The 15665-nt window shown below is 57.6% G+C and carries 13 protein-coding genes and 3 pseudogenes; 8 read left to right on the top strand and 8 right to left on the bottom strand.

Translation table 11 applies throughout. From position 1 onward, the window contains the following. Nucleotides 1–20: 20 nt before the first annotated feature. Nucleotides 21–929: pseudogene (locus ACN1C3_RS11585) on the top strand (alpha/beta hydrolase); the annotation flags it as partial. A 282-nt stretch (nucleotides 930–1211) separates the two neighbouring features. On the opposite strand, the gene ACN1C3_RS11580 reads toward ACN1C3_RS11585, so the two are convergent. From ACN1C3_RS11580 to ACN1C3_RS11560, 5 genes and pseudogenes are all read right to left on the bottom strand, one after another. Continuing rightward, on the bottom strand, nucleotides 1212–1619 hold the full coding sequence (locus ACN1C3_RS11580) for a DUF3224 domain-containing protein (protein ID WP_419115943.1): 408 nt from the start codon (nucleotides 1617–1619) through the stop codon (nucleotides 1212–1214). Nucleotides 1620–1688: 69 nt separating this feature from the next. Then, a pseudogene (gene tnpC, locus ACN1C3_RS11575) lies at nucleotides 1689–2932 on the bottom strand (IS66 family transposase). 61 nt (nucleotides 2933–2993) lie between these two features. Beyond that, nucleotides 2994–3329, bottom strand: a complete 336-nt coding sequence (tnpB, locus tag ACN1C3_RS11570; protein ID WP_274304532.1) for an IS66 family insertion sequence element accessory protein TnpB — start codon at nucleotides 3327–3329, stop codon at nucleotides 2994–2996. 92 nt (nucleotides 3330–3421) lie between these two features. Beyond that, nucleotides 3422–4330, bottom strand: a complete 909-nt coding sequence (locus ACN1C3_RS11565) for a carbohydrate kinase family protein (RefSeq protein WP_419115942.1) — start codon at nucleotides 4328–4330, stop codon at nucleotides 3422–3424. A gap of 135 nt (nucleotides 4331–4465) precedes the next feature. Continuing rightward, on the bottom strand, nucleotides 4466–6031 hold the full coding sequence (locus ACN1C3_RS11560; RefSeq protein ID WP_419115941.1) for a carbohydrate porin: 1566 nt from the start codon (nucleotides 6029–6031) through the stop codon (nucleotides 4466–4468). Between the two features lie 166 nt (nucleotides 6032–6197). On the opposite strand from ACN1C3_RS11560, the gene ACN1C3_RS11555 reads away from it, so the two are divergent. The 7 genes and pseudogenes from ACN1C3_RS11555 to ACN1C3_RS11525 form a co-directional block, all read left to right on the top strand. Next, complete coding sequence (locus ACN1C3_RS11555) at nucleotides 6198–7472, top strand: ABC transporter substrate-binding protein (RefSeq protein WP_419115940.1); 1275 nt, start codon at nucleotides 6198–6200, stop codon at nucleotides 7470–7472. A 21-nt stretch (nucleotides 7473–7493) separates the two neighbouring features. Next, the gene (locus tag ACN1C3_RS11550; RefSeq protein ID WP_419115939.1) at nucleotides 7494–8456 is read left to right on the top strand and encodes a carbohydrate ABC transporter permease; all 963 of its coding nucleotides are present in this window, start codon (nucleotides 7494–7496) and stop codon (nucleotides 8454–8456) included. Then, complete coding sequence (locus tag ACN1C3_RS11545) at nucleotides 8453–9295, top strand: carbohydrate ABC transporter permease (protein ID WP_419115938.1); 843 nt, start codon at nucleotides 8453–8455, stop codon at nucleotides 9293–9295. The genes ACN1C3_RS11550 and ACN1C3_RS11545 overlap by 4 nt, the downstream gene beginning before the upstream one ends. A gap of 27 nt (nucleotides 9296–9322) precedes the next feature. Next, the gene (locus ACN1C3_RS11540) at nucleotides 9323–10468 is read left to right on the top strand and encodes an ABC transporter ATP-binding protein (protein ID WP_419115937.1); all 1146 of its coding nucleotides are present in this window, start codon (nucleotides 9323–9325) and stop codon (nucleotides 10466–10468) included. Continuing rightward, the gene (locus ACN1C3_RS11535) at nucleotides 10465–11967 is read left to right on the top strand and encodes a glycoside hydrolase family 32 protein (protein WP_419115936.1); all 1503 of its coding nucleotides are present in this window, start codon (nucleotides 10465–10467) and stop codon (nucleotides 11965–11967) included. The genes ACN1C3_RS11540 and ACN1C3_RS11535 overlap by 4 nt, the downstream gene beginning before the upstream one ends. Before the next feature lie 75 nt (nucleotides 11968–12042). Further along, complete coding sequence (locus ACN1C3_RS11530; protein ID WP_419115935.1) at nucleotides 12043–13035, top strand: LacI family DNA-binding transcriptional regulator; 993 nt, start codon at nucleotides 12043–12045, stop codon at nucleotides 13033–13035. Nucleotides 13036–13458: 423 nt separating this feature from the next. After that, nucleotides 13459–13743: pseudogene (locus ACN1C3_RS11525) on the top strand (integrase); the annotation flags it as partial. Here the strand turns inward: ACN1C3_RS11525 and ACN1C3_RS11520 are convergent. The 3 genes from ACN1C3_RS11520 to ACN1C3_RS11510 all read right to left on the bottom strand — a co-directional run bounded on the left by ACN1C3_RS11520 (nucleotide 13725) and on the right by ACN1C3_RS11510 (nucleotide 15657). After that, nucleotides 13725–13892, bottom strand: a complete 168-nt coding sequence (locus ACN1C3_RS11520) for a nuclear transport factor 2 family protein (protein WP_419116101.1) — start codon at nucleotides 13890–13892, stop codon at nucleotides 13725–13727. The pseudogene ACN1C3_RS11525 and the gene ACN1C3_RS11520 sit on opposite strands and share 19 nt — an antisense overlap. A gap of 89 nt (nucleotides 13893–13981) precedes the next feature. Continuing rightward, nucleotides 13982–14602 carry an NADPH-dependent F420 reductase gene (locus ACN1C3_RS11515; protein ID WP_419115934.1) on the bottom strand — a complete coding sequence of 207 codons (621 nt, stop codon included), beginning with the start codon at nucleotides 14600–14602 and terminating at the stop codon, nucleotides 13982–13984. Nucleotides 14603–14715: 113 nt separating this feature from the next. Further along, complete coding sequence (locus tag ACN1C3_RS11510; protein WP_419115933.1) at nucleotides 14716–15657, bottom strand: SDR family oxidoreductase; 942 nt, start codon at nucleotides 15655–15657, stop codon at nucleotides 14716–14718. Nucleotides 15658–15665 lie beyond the last annotated feature (8 nt).

Here is a 15665-nt window from a genome sequence, read left to right as displayed (position 1 = left end):
TCAACTGAAAGGAATATCCAGTGAAAAGAATTTTGCTTGCCCTGGGGCTGCTCATCGTCTCTTTTTCATCAATTGGAGCTGACATGTCGAAAGGCGCTGACAACTTCTACAAGAGCGACAAGGTGACCGTAGAAAAAGTCATCTTCAAGAATCAATACGGGATGAAGGTGGCGGGTAATCTGTTCACTCCGAAAGGCCTCGACCCTAACGCGAAAAGTGCCGCCATCATCGTGGGCCACCCGATGGGCGCGGTGAAGGAGCAAAGCTCTAATCTCTACGCGACCAAGATGGCCGAGCAGGGCTTTGTCACACTCTCTCTGGATCTGTCCTTCTGGGGGGAGAGTGAAGGCACGCCTCGCAATGCAGTATTGCCGGACATGTACGCGGAGGATTACAGCGCAGCAGTGGATTTTCTGGGCACCCGCCCTTTCGTTGATCGTGAGCGTATCGGCATCATTGGCATTTGCGGCAGCGGCGCCTTCGTCATCAGCGCGGCCAAGATCGACCCTCGCCTGAAGGCAATCGCGACAGTGAGCATGTACAACCATGGCGACTTGTACCGCAAAGGCCTGGGTAATTCACTGACCTCCGAACAGAAGAAGCAATTCCTCAAAACGGCGGCCGAGCAGCGCTATGTTGAGTTTTCAGGCGGGAAAACTGAATACACCGCTGGTGCCCCGCTAAAACTAACGGGCAACGCAATCGGGGACGAATTCGTGGACTTCTATCGAACCTCCCGTGGTGAAGTCACTCCTGCAGGCGCGTCGCCGCAGACGACCACCATGCCGACGCTGACCAGCAACGTGAAATTCATGAACTTCTACCCGTTCGACGACATTGAAACTATCTCGCCACGTCCTCTTCTGTTCATCGCTGGTTCCGAGGCGCACTCCCGTGGACTGGCGTATAACGCCATGCTCCGTGTTGCCTTCTGCTTCGCTTAACAGCATCGGCATCCCGGATTCCTGATTACGCGGCTCAATGGCTGGCCCATCGGTTTCCCCTGTCAACGCTTCACCCTGCACCTCACGGTGCAACATGCATGACTCGGGGTCTGGTTGATTCGCCATTTCTTACCAGTATCGAACTTTCATCGACTATCCTCCGCCAGCTTTAACTGGCGCACTAAGCATCCGGCAAAGCCACGGTAAGCACCTAGCGAGGACACCTCCCTGATGCGTCAGGGGCGGTGCCCTTTACGGCTTGTTAAATTATTCGAGGTGGTAATTCAACCAAATATGGTGCGTTCCATCGATGTCAATTGTGATCCCTCCTGACCCTGATATCCCTTTCAAACCATCCGTACCACTGCCTCCAACTATGCAGAAAAACTCATCTGCACGATCAATTCCGGTAGTGGAGGCGGAATGAATGAAGTTAAAGGAACCCTCTACCCCATTCACCGTACCCTTGAAGCTCTCCATCGCGATGTAGCTGCCCCTTCTTGACGCTTGGTCGAACGCCGCAGTAAAGGCTGTTGAAGAAATACCATCGATAGTTCCTGTATAGGACTTTTCCATGGAGCTGATCGACACTGGTAAGCCTGTTGTAATTTCGGGCGTGGGAGTCAGGTCAGTTGGTTTGAAATTCTTGGAGGAAAAAGTGGCTCGCGCTTCCATTCGGATCAGTCCTGTTCCATATGAGTTGAGCGGTCATTCTAATGCAAGAGCACCCTCACGTTGAGAACGTCAGGCCGAGACCCAATGCTGTGGCAGCAGTTGGTCGATCTTACTCGCTCGCTGCGTCGGCAGGCGCGTCAGCACATCTTTGAGATACGCATAAGGATCATGCCCATTCATGCGGGCCGACTGGATCAAGCTCATGATCGCAGCTGCCCGTTTACCGCTGCGTAGCGACCCGGCGAACAACCAGTTCGAGCGTCCAAGTGCCCACGGCCTTATCTGATTTTCGACCGCGTTATTATCTATGGGCACAGCCCCGTCCTCGAGATATCGAGTCAGTGCCGTCCAGCGCTTAAGGCTGTAATCCAGAGCTTTCGCGATAGCCGACCCTTCGGGCACAAGATCGCGCTGGGCCAACATCCAGGTATGCAGTGCGTCGATAATGGGGGCCGCTTTTTCCTGGCGTATTCGCCAGCGATTTTCGTCGGTCATTTCCCGCGCTTGCCGTTCAATTTCGTACAACCCGCCAATTGGCGTTTCGTCAGCGTGGATCACACCTTGAGCAAGCACTGTTTCGCGCAGCGCATCGACCAAGGGCTGGAGCTGCACACCGGTTTGGCCGACCCATCGCGCCAGGGTCGAGCGGGCGATAGCCAGGCCGGCGCGGCCAAAGATTTTCTCTTGCCGATACAGCGGCAATGGTCGGCGAATTTGGCCACCATCACGTGAGCCAGCAGCCCTGCGGTCGGGATGCCCTTGTCGATTAGCTGGGCCGGAACCGGTGCCTGAGTCAGTGTTTCGCACTCGCGGCAGACCCACTTCCCGCGCACATGTTGCTCGACGGTGAACACGCCCGGGATGTAATCCAGCTTCTCGCTGACGTCTTCGCCGATCCGCTGGAGCTGGCAGCCGCAGGCGCACTGGGTAGTGTCGGGTTCGTGATAAATCACGGTACGCGGAAACTGCGCTGGCAAGGAAACACGCTTTGGCTGCTTGCGTGGTTCGGCCGGCGCAGCCGGCGGATTCAACGCCTTCAGCTCGGCTTCGATGGCCGCGATGTCGGTGTCGAGCAGGTCGTCGAGCAGGCTGCCTTGGGCAGGGCTCAATTGCTCACTGCGCTTGGCAAACTTATTACGTTTGAACCAGGCGATTTCGTGGGTGAGCTGCTCGATGATGGTTTGGTCGCGGTCGTTCTTCTTGCCCATCCTGTCGACTTGCTGCCCGAGAGAATCAACCTGGGACAGCAACTGCGCCGCGAGGGCACGCAGTTGGTCGGGGGACATTTGGTCGAGGTTGGGTGAGGACGTCATGCCGCGAACTTTGCCAGAGCAGGCCGTTCGCGGCGATAGACCAATGGGCTAATGGCGGGTGTTAAAGCAGTGTGATTGCACCGCCAGCCCCAACGCGTTGCCAAGGTAGGCCGAGCACCAAGGCCTGAAGTTGCTCAGTATCCAGCTCCATCTCGCAGCCTTGTCGAATGCCTGGCCAGTGAAACTTGCCTTGATTCAACCTGCGAGCAGCCAGCCAGACGCCAATCCCGTCATGCACCAGCACTTTCATACGAGTGGCGCGGCGGTTGGCGAACAGATAAGCACAGTGCGGCTTCGCCGCACCGAACACCGCGATCACCCTGGCCAGAGCCGTTTCAGTGCCGGCACGCATGTCCATGGGCTCGGTGGCGAGCCAGATGGCGTCGATGCGAATCATTGAGTGAGTCCACGGACAAAGCGGGCGCAACCTTCAGGATCGGACGTTGGCCATTTCACTGTGATCGATTGCTCGCCAAGCGGCAACCATGGTCAAGTATGTTTTAGCAGCTGCAGCAAACCTTCCACATCAGCTAGCGCAGGAGCATGGGCTCCGGCATGGCGGCACGATATGGATGCGCAAGCTGCTGAAAATCGCAGGCGTTCTCTCAAGTCTACGATCCCCAGCAACTCCGCAGCCAGCCAACCAGCCATACAAGCGTCTCCTGCTCCAACCGTGTCTTCCACTTTCACGGCAATAGCCGGCTGATCGAGTTGGCTGTCCGGGGTGTGGAGAATCATCCCGTGTTCTCCTCGGGTAAAAAGGATCTGCGCCTGAGGATTAAGAGCGCGAAGCTCATCCATTGCCTGGTGTTCTGTCAGCCCTGGATAAATTTGCCGAAGGTCTTCGTCGGAAAGCTTAATCATGTCAGCAAGGGTGGTCATCGTAGGGAAGGTCTGCTCCCGATAATGGCTATCCATTAAATTGCGCCAGTTCGGATCATAGCTAATCCGTTTACCGGCTTCTTTGGCCTGCTGAGCAATTTTAACCAGCCTGTCTGCGAGTGGCTGTCGAGCCAAACTGATGCAGCTGAAATGACACAGCTCTGCTTGGTTGATCCATCCTTCGGGCATCAGATCTGGATCAAAAAACAGATCGGCATCTCCAGCAAAAAAGTATCTTGGAGGACGGCTCGATGGAACGATGGCGACCAAAGGATCTCGGTCTACCCGTTGGATAAACCTCATATCTAATGCTGCCGCTTCCGACTGCCAAACTATCTCGTCACCCAGTGAATCTATGCTCACCGACCCAGCAAAAGCGCTGCTAACACCCAAGCGACTTAGCGCTCGTGCAACGTTCCAAGGAGCACCACCTGGGTAACCCTTCCACTGTCCAGGAGTGCCTTGGACAAGATCGGTCAGGGCTTCGCCAAACACTACTGCGCGAGGCAATACCATCGTCATTTCCTTATTTTTTTGTCGTAGGGATAACTGCTGGTTGATCAGCTTTGACCGGTAATCAATTACTCAATACGCTTGGTGAAAAGCAGGGATCGATGAGCTGAAGGCGTGTTGACCGGACGCGTTCAAATATTAAAACCAGGTTTCCATTTGTATGCCGTATTGCCATACGCCTCCGGCGTGGAAGTCCGTCATGCCAAAGGAGTCTGTGGTACTGAATCTGTCCAGATCCGAAGACCAGTTCATGAAGCTTGCGAACACTCGCAATTCGGGACGTGTGAGAAGATCTCCAACGTCAAGTTTGAATGTCGGGGCGACAGTGAATTTCCAAAAGTTACCGTCGACCGCATTACGTTGTAGATAGCCCTTGGGGTCGAGGTTCATGGTTTGCCAGCTCATTTCGTAGGCCATCTCGAAGTTGCTGTTGATTTTGTTAGCCAATCGCACGTTCAGGGTCAGCCAGCGGTAGTCGTCACCCTTGACGTATCTATCCTTGCTCGCTTCGGCCAGCAAGCTGGGCCCGATGCGCCAGTCAGGCGCAAGGGGTGTTTCACCGTAAAGTGCCAGACGCAGAGCGCGGGCATCATCAATCAGTTCACCATCCGAGCCGACGTTCTTGACCTCTGCCCCCAGACCTTGCCCATAGAGCAGCGCCGTTTTGAAGAAGCCTTCTCTGCCGAAAAAGTTTTTCTGGTGATTGGCCAGCATGCTGTGCAAGCCGGAATCCGCAGGCGTAAAACCCGCTTTATTGGTGCGAGTACCGAAATCGTTTTTCTTTGCGCCGATGCCATTGAACATCCACTGCCACTGACCATCGTCGAAGAACTGGTTGGAGGTCAGGATGTAGCTTGCCACATCGGCATTAATACCCCCTTGACTGAAATCCCCATAGCTACGTCCAATCAAGGAGTAATTCGAGCGCCAATTCTTGTTCATCTGCACATCGTAGATTCCACCGCCGGTGCCGGCCAGGTAGACGACGTCCGAGTCCAGCCAGTGGATATCGAAATTATCTCTATCGAATCGCTTGCCTGCCCACAGGGTGGCGTTCTCGAACACTGAATTGCCCTTGAATGCAGCGACATGGTCGAGCGCTGTGAATACCTGGCGCACGTTCAGTTTGCTTTCGTCGGCCGTCCAGTCATTGGAGCTTTCCACGCCGTCGGCGATGGAGACCGTGAATTTGGAACGGGTGCCGTTTTGCGCATAGATTTCTTTCGACAGGTCTATACGCATGTAGGTGTCGTCTTCGTTACCGAGTCGCCCGACTGCACCACCAACCGAGCCGGCCGGAGTTGTATAAGGGCCGCCACGGCCACCACCAAGCCCCTCGTCGATCAGCAATCCAGAGCGGGCATAGCCGTTGAAGCTGAACCCATCAGTGAGGTGTCCGGTATTGCCCTCTTTCTCCAGGCTTTGCTGACGGGCTTCGAGTTTTGCCAGCCGGGTATCCAAAGCAGGCGCCGAAATTACTGCCGCAGTAGACGCGGCGGGCTGCAAGGGAGGAGTGGCGAGTTTGATCTGCTGCAATTCCCTGGCGAGTGCCTGGGTTTGCTGCTCGGCTGCGGCTGCACGCTTTTCCGCGGCGCTGGCACGGGCTTCAAACGCGGCCATGCGTTCTTCCAGAGTAGCGGCCTGAGAGGTCGCCGCCGAGGTGCTGAGCACGCCTGCGAGTAGCCATCTTGATGCTTTCTGCATGTGAATTTCCCTGTTTTGTTTTTATTGTTTTGTTCCAGCGGCAGACCTTTTTTCGTGAGTTGTGAATTGTCCAAATCGACAAAAAAAAGATGCCTCATCGCAAATACGCTGCTACATTGACGGTGTTAACGTTAACTTTTCTAAAAACAAAAATAAAGAGGGCTTTATGAAACAGCTGAAATCTCTCCTTCCAGCAGCGCTACTCACCCTCTGTGCCGGACTTCCGTCCGTCTCGAGCGCAGCCGATTTGACGATCTCGTGCGGTGCAGTGGGTGCCGAGTTACAACTCTGCAAGGAGGCTGTCGAGGCGTGGTCGAAACAGACCGGCAACAATGTCGAGGTGGTTTCCACGCCTAACTCGGCGACCGAGAGGTTGTCGTTCTACCAGCAGATCCTCAGTGCGCAGTCCACCGACATCGACATCATTCAAATCGATATGGTGTGGCCGGGGATGCTGGCCAAACATCTGATGGATCTGCGTGAGGTGCTTCCAGCCAACGCGACCCAAGGCTACTTCCAGGCACAGGTAGATAACGCCACGGTAAACGGACGGCTGGTGACGATGCCGTGGTTCACCGACTCGGGCCTGCTGTATTACCGCAAGGACTTGCTCGAGAAGTACAACAAGCAGGTTCCCCAGACGTGGGAGGAAATGACCGCTACCGCCAGGGATGTTCAACAGGCCGAACGCAACACCGGTAACCCCAATGTGTGGGGTTACATATTTCAGGGACGCGCCTACGAGGGCCTGACGTGTAATGCGCTGGAGTGGATCAGCAGCCAACCGGAAGGCGGACTGGTCAATCCACGAGGAGACATCGTGGTTAACAGTCAGGCCTCAAGAGCTGCTTTGACCCTGGCGAAAAGCTGGGTAGGAGATATCTCCCCGCGAGGCGTACTCAATTACACCGAGGAAGAAGGACGTGGCGTATTCCAGTCGGGAAATGCGCTGTTCATGCGTAACTGGCCTTATGTCTGGGCCCTGGTGCAAAGCCAGGACAGCGCCGTAAAAGACAAGGTTGGGGTCGCTCCCCTCCCCCGGGGTGGCGAGACCGGCAACCATGCATCCACCCTCGGTGGGTGGGGCTTGGCAGTATCGCGTTACAGCGCCCATCCGAAACTTGCCGCAGAGCTGGTGAGCTACCTGACCAGTGCCCAACAGCAAAAACATCGTGCTCTGATAGGCGCCTATAACCCGGTTATCGAGTCGCTGTATCAAGATCCCGAACTGCTCGCGGCAATGCCTTACTACAGTCAGCTCCACAGCATTCTCAACGACGGGGTCATGCGCCCCGCCTCAATAACCGCCGATCGCTATCCACGGGTCTCCAATGCGTTTTTCGATCGAGTGCATGGCGTGCTGGCGGGCGAGTTGCCTGTCGATCAGGCGCTGGCCGAACTGGAAAGCGAACTCACGCGCATCAAACGCCGGAACTGGTAAGCCACAAGGAAGGAAATCACCATGTCTGTCTCTTCTACCCATGCCTCCTGTGACGAGCTCCTGCTCACCAGGGAAACGCCTATACAGCGTCGCCGAGTACGTGCCGCCTGGCTGTTTCTGACACCGATGTTGCTGTGCCTGGCCCTGGTGGCGGCCTGGCCGCTACTGCGCACATTCTGGTTCAGCCTGACCGACGCCAACCTGGCGGACACCCGTGGCGGATCCTTCGTAGGCTTGAGCAATTATCTGTTCCACGACGGTTCCAACTGGTCGGGCATCCTGGTCGATCCACAATGGTGGAACGCTGTGCGCAACACGTTGCATTTCACCGTGGTGTCGGTGGGACTGGAAGTCGTCCTGGGGCTGCTGGTGGCGTTGCTGCTGAACATCAAGTTCACAGGCCGTTCCCTGGTGCGTGCGTTAATTCTGATTCCGTGGGCGATTCCTACCATTGTCTCAGCGAAGATCTGGTCATGGATGCTTAACGACCAGTTCGGCATCATCAATCACCTGATGCTGAGCCTCGGACTGATTGACGCTCCCCTGGCCTGGACGGCAGATGCGGATCTGTCGATGTGGGCGGTCATCATCGTCGACGTCTGGAAGACCGTACCTTTTGTCACGCTGCTGATGCTGGCTGCCTTGCAGATGTTGCCGAGCGATTGCTACGAAGCCGCCAGGGTCGATGGCATTCATCCGCTGAAGGTGTTCTGGCGTGTCACGCTTCCACTATTGATGCCTGCACTGCTGGTGGCAGCGATCTTCCGCATCCTCGATTCCCTGCGGGTATTCGACGTTATCTATGTGCTGACCTCGAACTCTTCGAGCACCATGAGTATGTCGGTCTATGCCCGCCAGCACCTGGTGGAGTTCCAGGACGTTGGCTATGGCAGCGCGGCCTCGACTCTGCTGTTTCTGGTCGTTGCGGTGATCGCCATGCTTTATCTCTACCTCGGACGTCGTCAACTGGAGGTTCGCTCATGAACCAGCGTCTACTCAAAAAAGCGCTGTTGCGCCTCGGGTTCTGGTGTCTGATCGGGATTTTGCTGCTGTATGCAGTCTTCCCTTTCTACTACGCCATCGTGACTTCGCTGAAGCCATCCAGCGCCTTGTTCGAGGTGAGCTATTGGATCGATAGTCCCGACTTCTCCAATTACGCGGCGGTACTCCACCAATCCTCATTCCTGAGAGCTATCGGTAACTCGCTGGTGGTTGCGCTTTGCGTGGTGACGCTGGCGCTGTTCCTCAGCCTGACCGCCGCCTATGCCTTGGGCAGGGTGAAGTTCCGTGGGCGTGGCACCGTATTGATGATGGTTCTTGGCGTCTCGATGTTTCCCCAGGTCGCTGTACTGTCAGGGCTGTTCGAGGTGATCCGCGCCTTGGGTCTGTACAACACGTCCTGGGCGTTGATCCTGAGCTACACGATTTTCACCCTGCCCTTCACCGTCTGGGTGCTGACCACGTTCATGGGGCAACTACCCCATGAACTGGAAGAAGCGGCAATCATGGATGGCGCTTCGCCCTGGGTCACGCTTACCCGTGTGCTGTTGCCGCTGCTCTGGCCCGCACTGGTCACTACGGGCTTATTGGCCTTTATCGCAGCGTGGAACGAGTTCCTGTTTGCCCTGACCTTCACCCTCACAGACACGCAACGCACGGTGCCGGTCGCCATCGCCTTGATTTCCGGCGGGAGTCCCCATGAGCTGCCTTGGGGGCTGTTGATGGCCGCATCGGTGCTGGTCACCGTCCCACTGGTGATTCTGGTGCTGATCTTCCAGCGCCGAATCGTTTCCGGTCTTACTGCCGGCGCGTTAAAGGGTTGATGCCCAACAAATACAAGGAACAGCATCGTGATCAAATTGAAGCTAGACAACGTGAACAAACAATTGGGCGGCGTGCGGATTCTTCGCGACGTCAGCCTGGAGATCGCTGCGGGTGAATTCGTGGTGTTCGTTGGCCCTTCGGGCTGCGGAAAGTCGACTCTGCTGCGACTGATCGCCGGACTGGATTCGATCTGCGCCGGCGACCTGCTGATCGACGGGCGGCGGGTCAACGACCTGGAGCCGCGCGAGCGTGGCGTCGGCATGGTGTTTCAGTCTTATGCGCTGTACCCGCACATGAGCGTCTACGACAACATCAGCTTTGGTCTCAAACTGGCCAAGACTGAAAAGAGCAGCTTGCGCGAGCGGGTGCTGAAAACTGCGCAGATCCTGCAATTGGACAAACTGCTGCAACGCAAGCCAAAGGAACTGTCTGGAGGGCAGCGTCAGCGTGTGGCCATGGGCAGAGCCATGGCGCGGGAACCGGACATTTTGTTGTTCGATGAGCCGCTTTCCAACCTGGATGCATCCTTGCGGGTGCAGATGCGCAACGAAATCGCCCGTCTGCATGCTCGACTGGGCTCGACCATGATCTACGTCACCCACGATCAGGTGGAAGCGATGACCCTGGCCGACAAAATTGTCGTGCTCAATGGCGGTCGCGTAGAACAGGTCGGTTCACCGCGCGAACTCTATGAACGCCCGGCCAGCCGCTTTGTCGCCGGTTTTCTGGGCTCGCCCAGAATGAACTTTCTGGCGGCGCGCCTGCATGCCCCGGGCGAAACCAGCCTGGTCGACACCCCCGTTTTGGGTATGACCTCCCTGCCCTTCGACAGCTCAAACCTGGCGGCGGACACGCAGCTGAGCCTCGGGGTTCGCCCGGAGCACGTATCGCTCAAAGCGGCGGATGGAACCGTCGGCGTCGTCGTGACCGGGGTCGAATACCTGGGTAGCGAAACCTATGTGCACCTCGATACCGGGCAGGACGAGCCACTGATCTGTCGTTGTGAGGTCAACGCCGGATGGCAGGTCGGCGATCGGGTCGAGCTGCGGCTGGACATCGGTAATCTGCACCTGTTCGACGCCGACGGCACGGCCTTGAGGCGCCCCCCACAAGCCATTGAAACCCTGCCGGATGACGTCTCTCTGCGCTCAGTACGAGCACGCGCCTTATGACCTTGTCTTTGAATACCATGAGCGACCCAATGTCTTCTTCCCTTGACCTTGCGCAGCGTGCACTGAGTGACGGCCTGTCTCGCGTCATCCACGATTATCGACCCGGTTATCATATTGCTCCCCCGGCAGGCTGGATGAACGACCCTAACGGGGTGGTGTACTTTCGTGGCGAATATCACGTTTTCTATCAACATTACCCCTTCGAGGCGAAATGGGGCCCGATGTATTGGGGGCATGCCAAGAGTGCCGATCTGGTTCATTGGCAGCATCTGCCCATTGCGCTGGCACCCGGCGATGACTTCGACCGTGACGGTTGTTTTTCCGGTAGCGCGGTGGTGTGTGGAGATACCCTGGCACTGATCTACACCGGGCACACCTGGCTGGGGGAAGCGGGTGACGAACGCTCGATCCGTCAAGTCCAGTGCCTGGCCACCAGTATCGACGGCATCCGCTTCGTCAAGCATGGCGCAGTCATCGAGACCGCGCCGCAAGACACTATCATGCACTTTCGTGACCCCAAGGTATGGAAGGAGGATGACTGTTGGTACCTGATTGCCGGCGCACGTCTGGGCGATATGCCGCTGCTCCCGTTGTACCGTTCCACGGATCTGCACGTCTGGGAGTTCCTTGACTATGTGTCCAGCGGCAACGAGGGCGATGGCTATATGTGGGAATGCCCGGATCTGTTTCGACTGAACGGACGCGATGTCCTGCTGTACTCCCCCCAAGGCATGCAACCCCACGGTTACGACCGGCTCAACAAGTACCAGACTGGTTATCGAGTGGGCCGACTCGACAGCGAATGGCACTTCACTGGCGGGCCTTTTATCGAGCTGGATAATGGCCACGATTTCTATGCAGCGCAAACGCTACTGGCCGCCGATGGTCGGCGACTTTTGTGGGCGTGGCTCGACATGTGGGAAAGCCCGATGCCGAGCAAGGCCCATCACTGGTGCGGCATGCTCGGTTTGCCGCGCGAACTTGAACTGCGCGCAGATCGCCTTTGCGTGTATCCGGCACGGGAGCTCACCGCTCTACGCAAGGCGCCATTGCCGAATACGCCCTGGTGGGATAAGTCGGGATCCCGGTGGGTGCCGGAAGTGAAAGGCGATATGCTCGAAATCCATGTGCATCTGGATCTGCTCGGCTGCACCGACGGCCACCTGGGAGTCGCCTTGCGTTGCAGCGACGATGGCCGTGAAGAAACCCTGCTCTACTACGATGCATCACTGCATCGCCTGGTGCTTGACCGCAGCCGCTCGGGTGCGCAAGCCACAGGTCAGCGCAGCGTGTCGATAGACCCGACACAAGAGCGACTCGAACTGCGCGTGTTTCTCGATCGCTCGTCCATTGAGGTGTTCGACGAAAACGGGCGCTTCAGCCTCAGCAGTCGCCTCTATCCGCGGCCCGACAGTCTGGGCGTGAAGCTTCTGGCAAGCGGGAGTGGCGGGCGTGTCTCGATTCCCAAGGCATGGCCTCTCGACTCGGGATGGCTATGAGCGGCGTCATTCGGGTCGCGAGAAGCCTGGGCCATGTGTCATGATTCTGCGTCAACCTGACCGGCCTCACTTCGCATGACTTCAGTGAAAGACGTTGCACAGCTGGCCGGCGTGTCCCTGATGACGGTTTCTCGAGCGCTCAACACTCCGGAAAAACTGAGCCCCGAAACCCTTCTGCGGGTGCGTCGTGCCATTGATGAACTGCAATTCGTACCGAGCCTGTCGGCGCGCAAGATGCGCGGCGACAACCTCCAGTCGCGAACCATCGGTGTGTTCGCGCTGGACACCGCGACCACACCATTCGCGGTCGAGCTGCTGCTGTCCATCGAGCAGACCGCGCAGCAAGCTGGCTGGAATGTATTTATCCTCAACCTGTTAAGCAACCCGCCCACCGACCAGAACATCGACCTGATGCTATCGCACCGTCCCGACGGCTTGATCTTCAGCGCCATGAGGTTTCGCCAGGTGTGCATTCCCGAGCGATTGAAGAGCAAACCCTTGGTGCTCGCCAATTGCCTGGCAGATGACAGCCGTCTCGTTAGCTATGTACCAGACGACGAAATGGGGCAGTATCGGGCCGTACACCACGCGTTGAACCTCGGCTATAAGCGCCCTCTGTGTATCAATCTGCCAAAACAGAGTCTGGCCTGGGGTCTGCGACAAAAAGGCATGCAGCGTGCCTGTCAGGCATTCGGACTGGCGCCTGACGCGCTCTTGCAATACGACCTTTCCGATCATGACGCCTATGGCGAAACCGCAGCCATCCTCGACCGGCACATCATTGATGGTCGCCCCCAATTCGACATTCTGATCTGTGGCAACGACCGCATTGCCTTCTGTGCCTATCAGCTGTTGTTGGGCCGTGGCCTGAAAATTCCCAACGATGTCGCCGTGCTCGGCTACGACAACATGATCGGTATTGCTGAGCTGTTTATCCCGCCGCTGACCACGGTGCAACTGCCGTACTACGAGATCGGTCGCAAGGCTGCACGGCACCTGGTCGAGACCCTCGACGTATCGGGAGCCCAGCCAGTTGATTGTCCATTGGTGGTTAGGGCATCGCTATAAGATTTAGTTAATTCGGTGATAGCGCGCCCGCTTGCTTTCGATTTGCCACTAGCCTGTCACCGACTGCTTATGGCCTAAAGTGTGCTGCATTCCCCCTCACTCCAATCCTACCCTTCCGCTGTTCCTCTGACTTTCGACGCACTACCTACAGTTCTATATGCACTCGCGGAATCGAACCTGTCAGCGAAGCCATGGAATATCCCTGTCAGACGTGCTCCTCACCGTTCGCTTAGTACTGACATCGCTGGCAGTGTTAGGAGGAATTGGGTTGGGGCTTAGCGAAAAGCGCTAACTGATCTCACGGATCCTAAATAACCACGGGTGGGACATTGCACAGTATCTGACGGCAGTGGACGAATTCTAGCGACCACCACGCACCGTGACTGATCCACCCTTGTCCTCCCTCAACCTGGAGGACAAGCCATGAACACTATTGCTTCATATCGCCATCAGCCTTGGAACAAGGGAAAGCTTGTCGGGCAGAAAGCCCCGCTCCGAGTTAGAGATATCTGGGCCATCCGGGTCAGACTCCAGCTCACGGAGAAGACACGGGATCTGTCTCTCTTCAACCTGGCCATCGACAGCAAACTGCGTGCCTGCGACTTAACCAAGCTGCGAGTACGAGACATGCATCAGACCCATCTTCGCAATGAGGACTTCCTGTTCCCGACCCGGTTGCACGGCTCAGATCATCTCTCGACCAGGCAATCGCGGTGCGTGCCGGCCAGCGGCCAGCCCTCGCCCGGAATGATCCACTCGATATCTTCGGCAGACAACGCCAGCAGACCTGGCTTATCGCCGCGGCCCATGACTGCAAAAAAATTCTTCACAGTCTGGACATTCTCTTGTGTATTCATCGAAATCTCTCCATTCCCTTTACCCAGGATCGTGTCCGATCTAACCGGACACGTTGTTGGCCTGCTGGTGAGGACGTGGTGTCGGTGATTCAGCCGATATCGACATTCATGGCGATGTCCCAGGTGCCGGCGCCGTTTTTAGCCAGGCCGATCATCATCAGACCGAGCCACTCGAGCGTCTGGGCCATCTGCAGGCCGCCGACATCCAACGGACGCAGCCCGAGACTCTCGAGGAAGGTCGAGACGCGCGCCTTGGCGTCCGCATCGTCCGCCGCGATGAACGCGTCGAGGCGTTCACCCTTCACAAGTACATGGCCGAAGAGGGTATTGAACGCCTTGACGACATGCGCGCTGGCCGGGGCGCCCTTGGCGATCTCCTGCGCACCGGAACTGCCGTGGGGGGTAACGAGGCCCGAGAGATCGGGAGCGACCGGGTTGGTGATATCGATGATCACCTTACCGTCGAGCGCTTTCCCAAAGTCGGCCAGTACCGCCAACGCACTGGTGTACGGCACGGCGAGAATGACGATGTCGCCCGCCGGAGTGACGCCGTAAGTCCCTGTGATCGCTCCGGATGCGAGCTTGTCGGCAAGCGCCTGCGCCTTGGCGGGATCGCGGCTGACCACCTCGACGGTGTGTCCGGCCTTGGCGATACGGTCGGCGACCGCCGTGGCCATGCCTCCCGAACCGATGATGCTGATAGTGCTCATGTGCAGTCTCCGTTCTGAAATCAGATATTTTCCAGCTTTTCTGGACGGGTTACGCCGTCGCGGCTTGGCCACCCGCCGGGCGCAGTGCGACCCGGCGGTGTGCCGTCACCTCGTCAGTCGGCCGGGAAGTAATGACCGCTATCAAGATCGGCGAAGAGTCCGGGCTGGGAAGGTTCCCAGCCAAGAACCCGGCGCGTGATGGCGTTCGATGTCGGGGTGTCCAGCGTGACCAGATTCGCAAGGAACCCGAAGTAGCCAGGCAGCATCAGCACGTCCGCGGGAATAGACACGGCCGGCAGATTTAACCGGCTGGCAATGGCTTCGGCGATCTGACGGTACGGGATAGCCACGTCGGCGATTGCATGCCAGCTTCTACCCGCCGCGCCTTTTTCCAGCGCCAGGCGAAACACGGTGGCGAGGTCACGGGCGTGCACGGCCCCCCAACGGTTGGCACCGTCTCCGGGGTAGCCGACGACACCCTTTTCCTTGGCCAGCCCGATCAACAGCGGAAGGAAGCCCGCGTTATCGGTGGAGCTGTGCATGATCTCAGGGATCCGCACGATAGAAGACCGTATGCCCTTTTCGGCGAGACCGATCACCGTGGTTTCCACGATGTTCCGAACCCGCAGGGTATTCTTGTACGGATCGCCGCCAGGAAGGGGCGGATCCTCCTCGGTGGCCGGCCGGCCCAAGCCCTCCCACCCGGGCGAGCCGACGCTTCCAGACACGACCAACGGCTTTCCGCTTCCGGCCAGTGCTTCGCCATAGGCGAGCATGATCTCAAGCTCCGCGGCCGCAACGGCGTTGATCCCGCCGGTTGGAATCAGGTCCTGCCGGTGCGCGAGGTGAATGACGCCGTCCGAGGCTGCGGCCGCTTCCTTTAGCCCGTCGAGATCCTCGAGATTGCCGCGACGTACCTTGGCGCCGAGCGCAGCAGCCTCCGCCGCGGCCGTGTCGGACCGAGCCAGAGCAGTGACCTCATGGCCGGCGGCGATAAGATCGGAGATGATGTACGGACCGGAATGGCCGGTGCCGCCAGTAACAAAAACATGCATATGCGTGT

The sequence above is a fragment of the Pseudomonas sp. H11T01 genome (genome assembly GCF_048515765.1).
In the GTDB taxonomy this organism is placed as follows: Bacteria; Pseudomonadota; Gammaproteobacteria; order Pseudomonadales; family Pseudomonadaceae; genus Aquipseudomonas.
The sequence above is the reverse complement of the archived record's forward strand: the minus strand, read 5'-3'. Positions and strand labels throughout refer to the sequence as shown.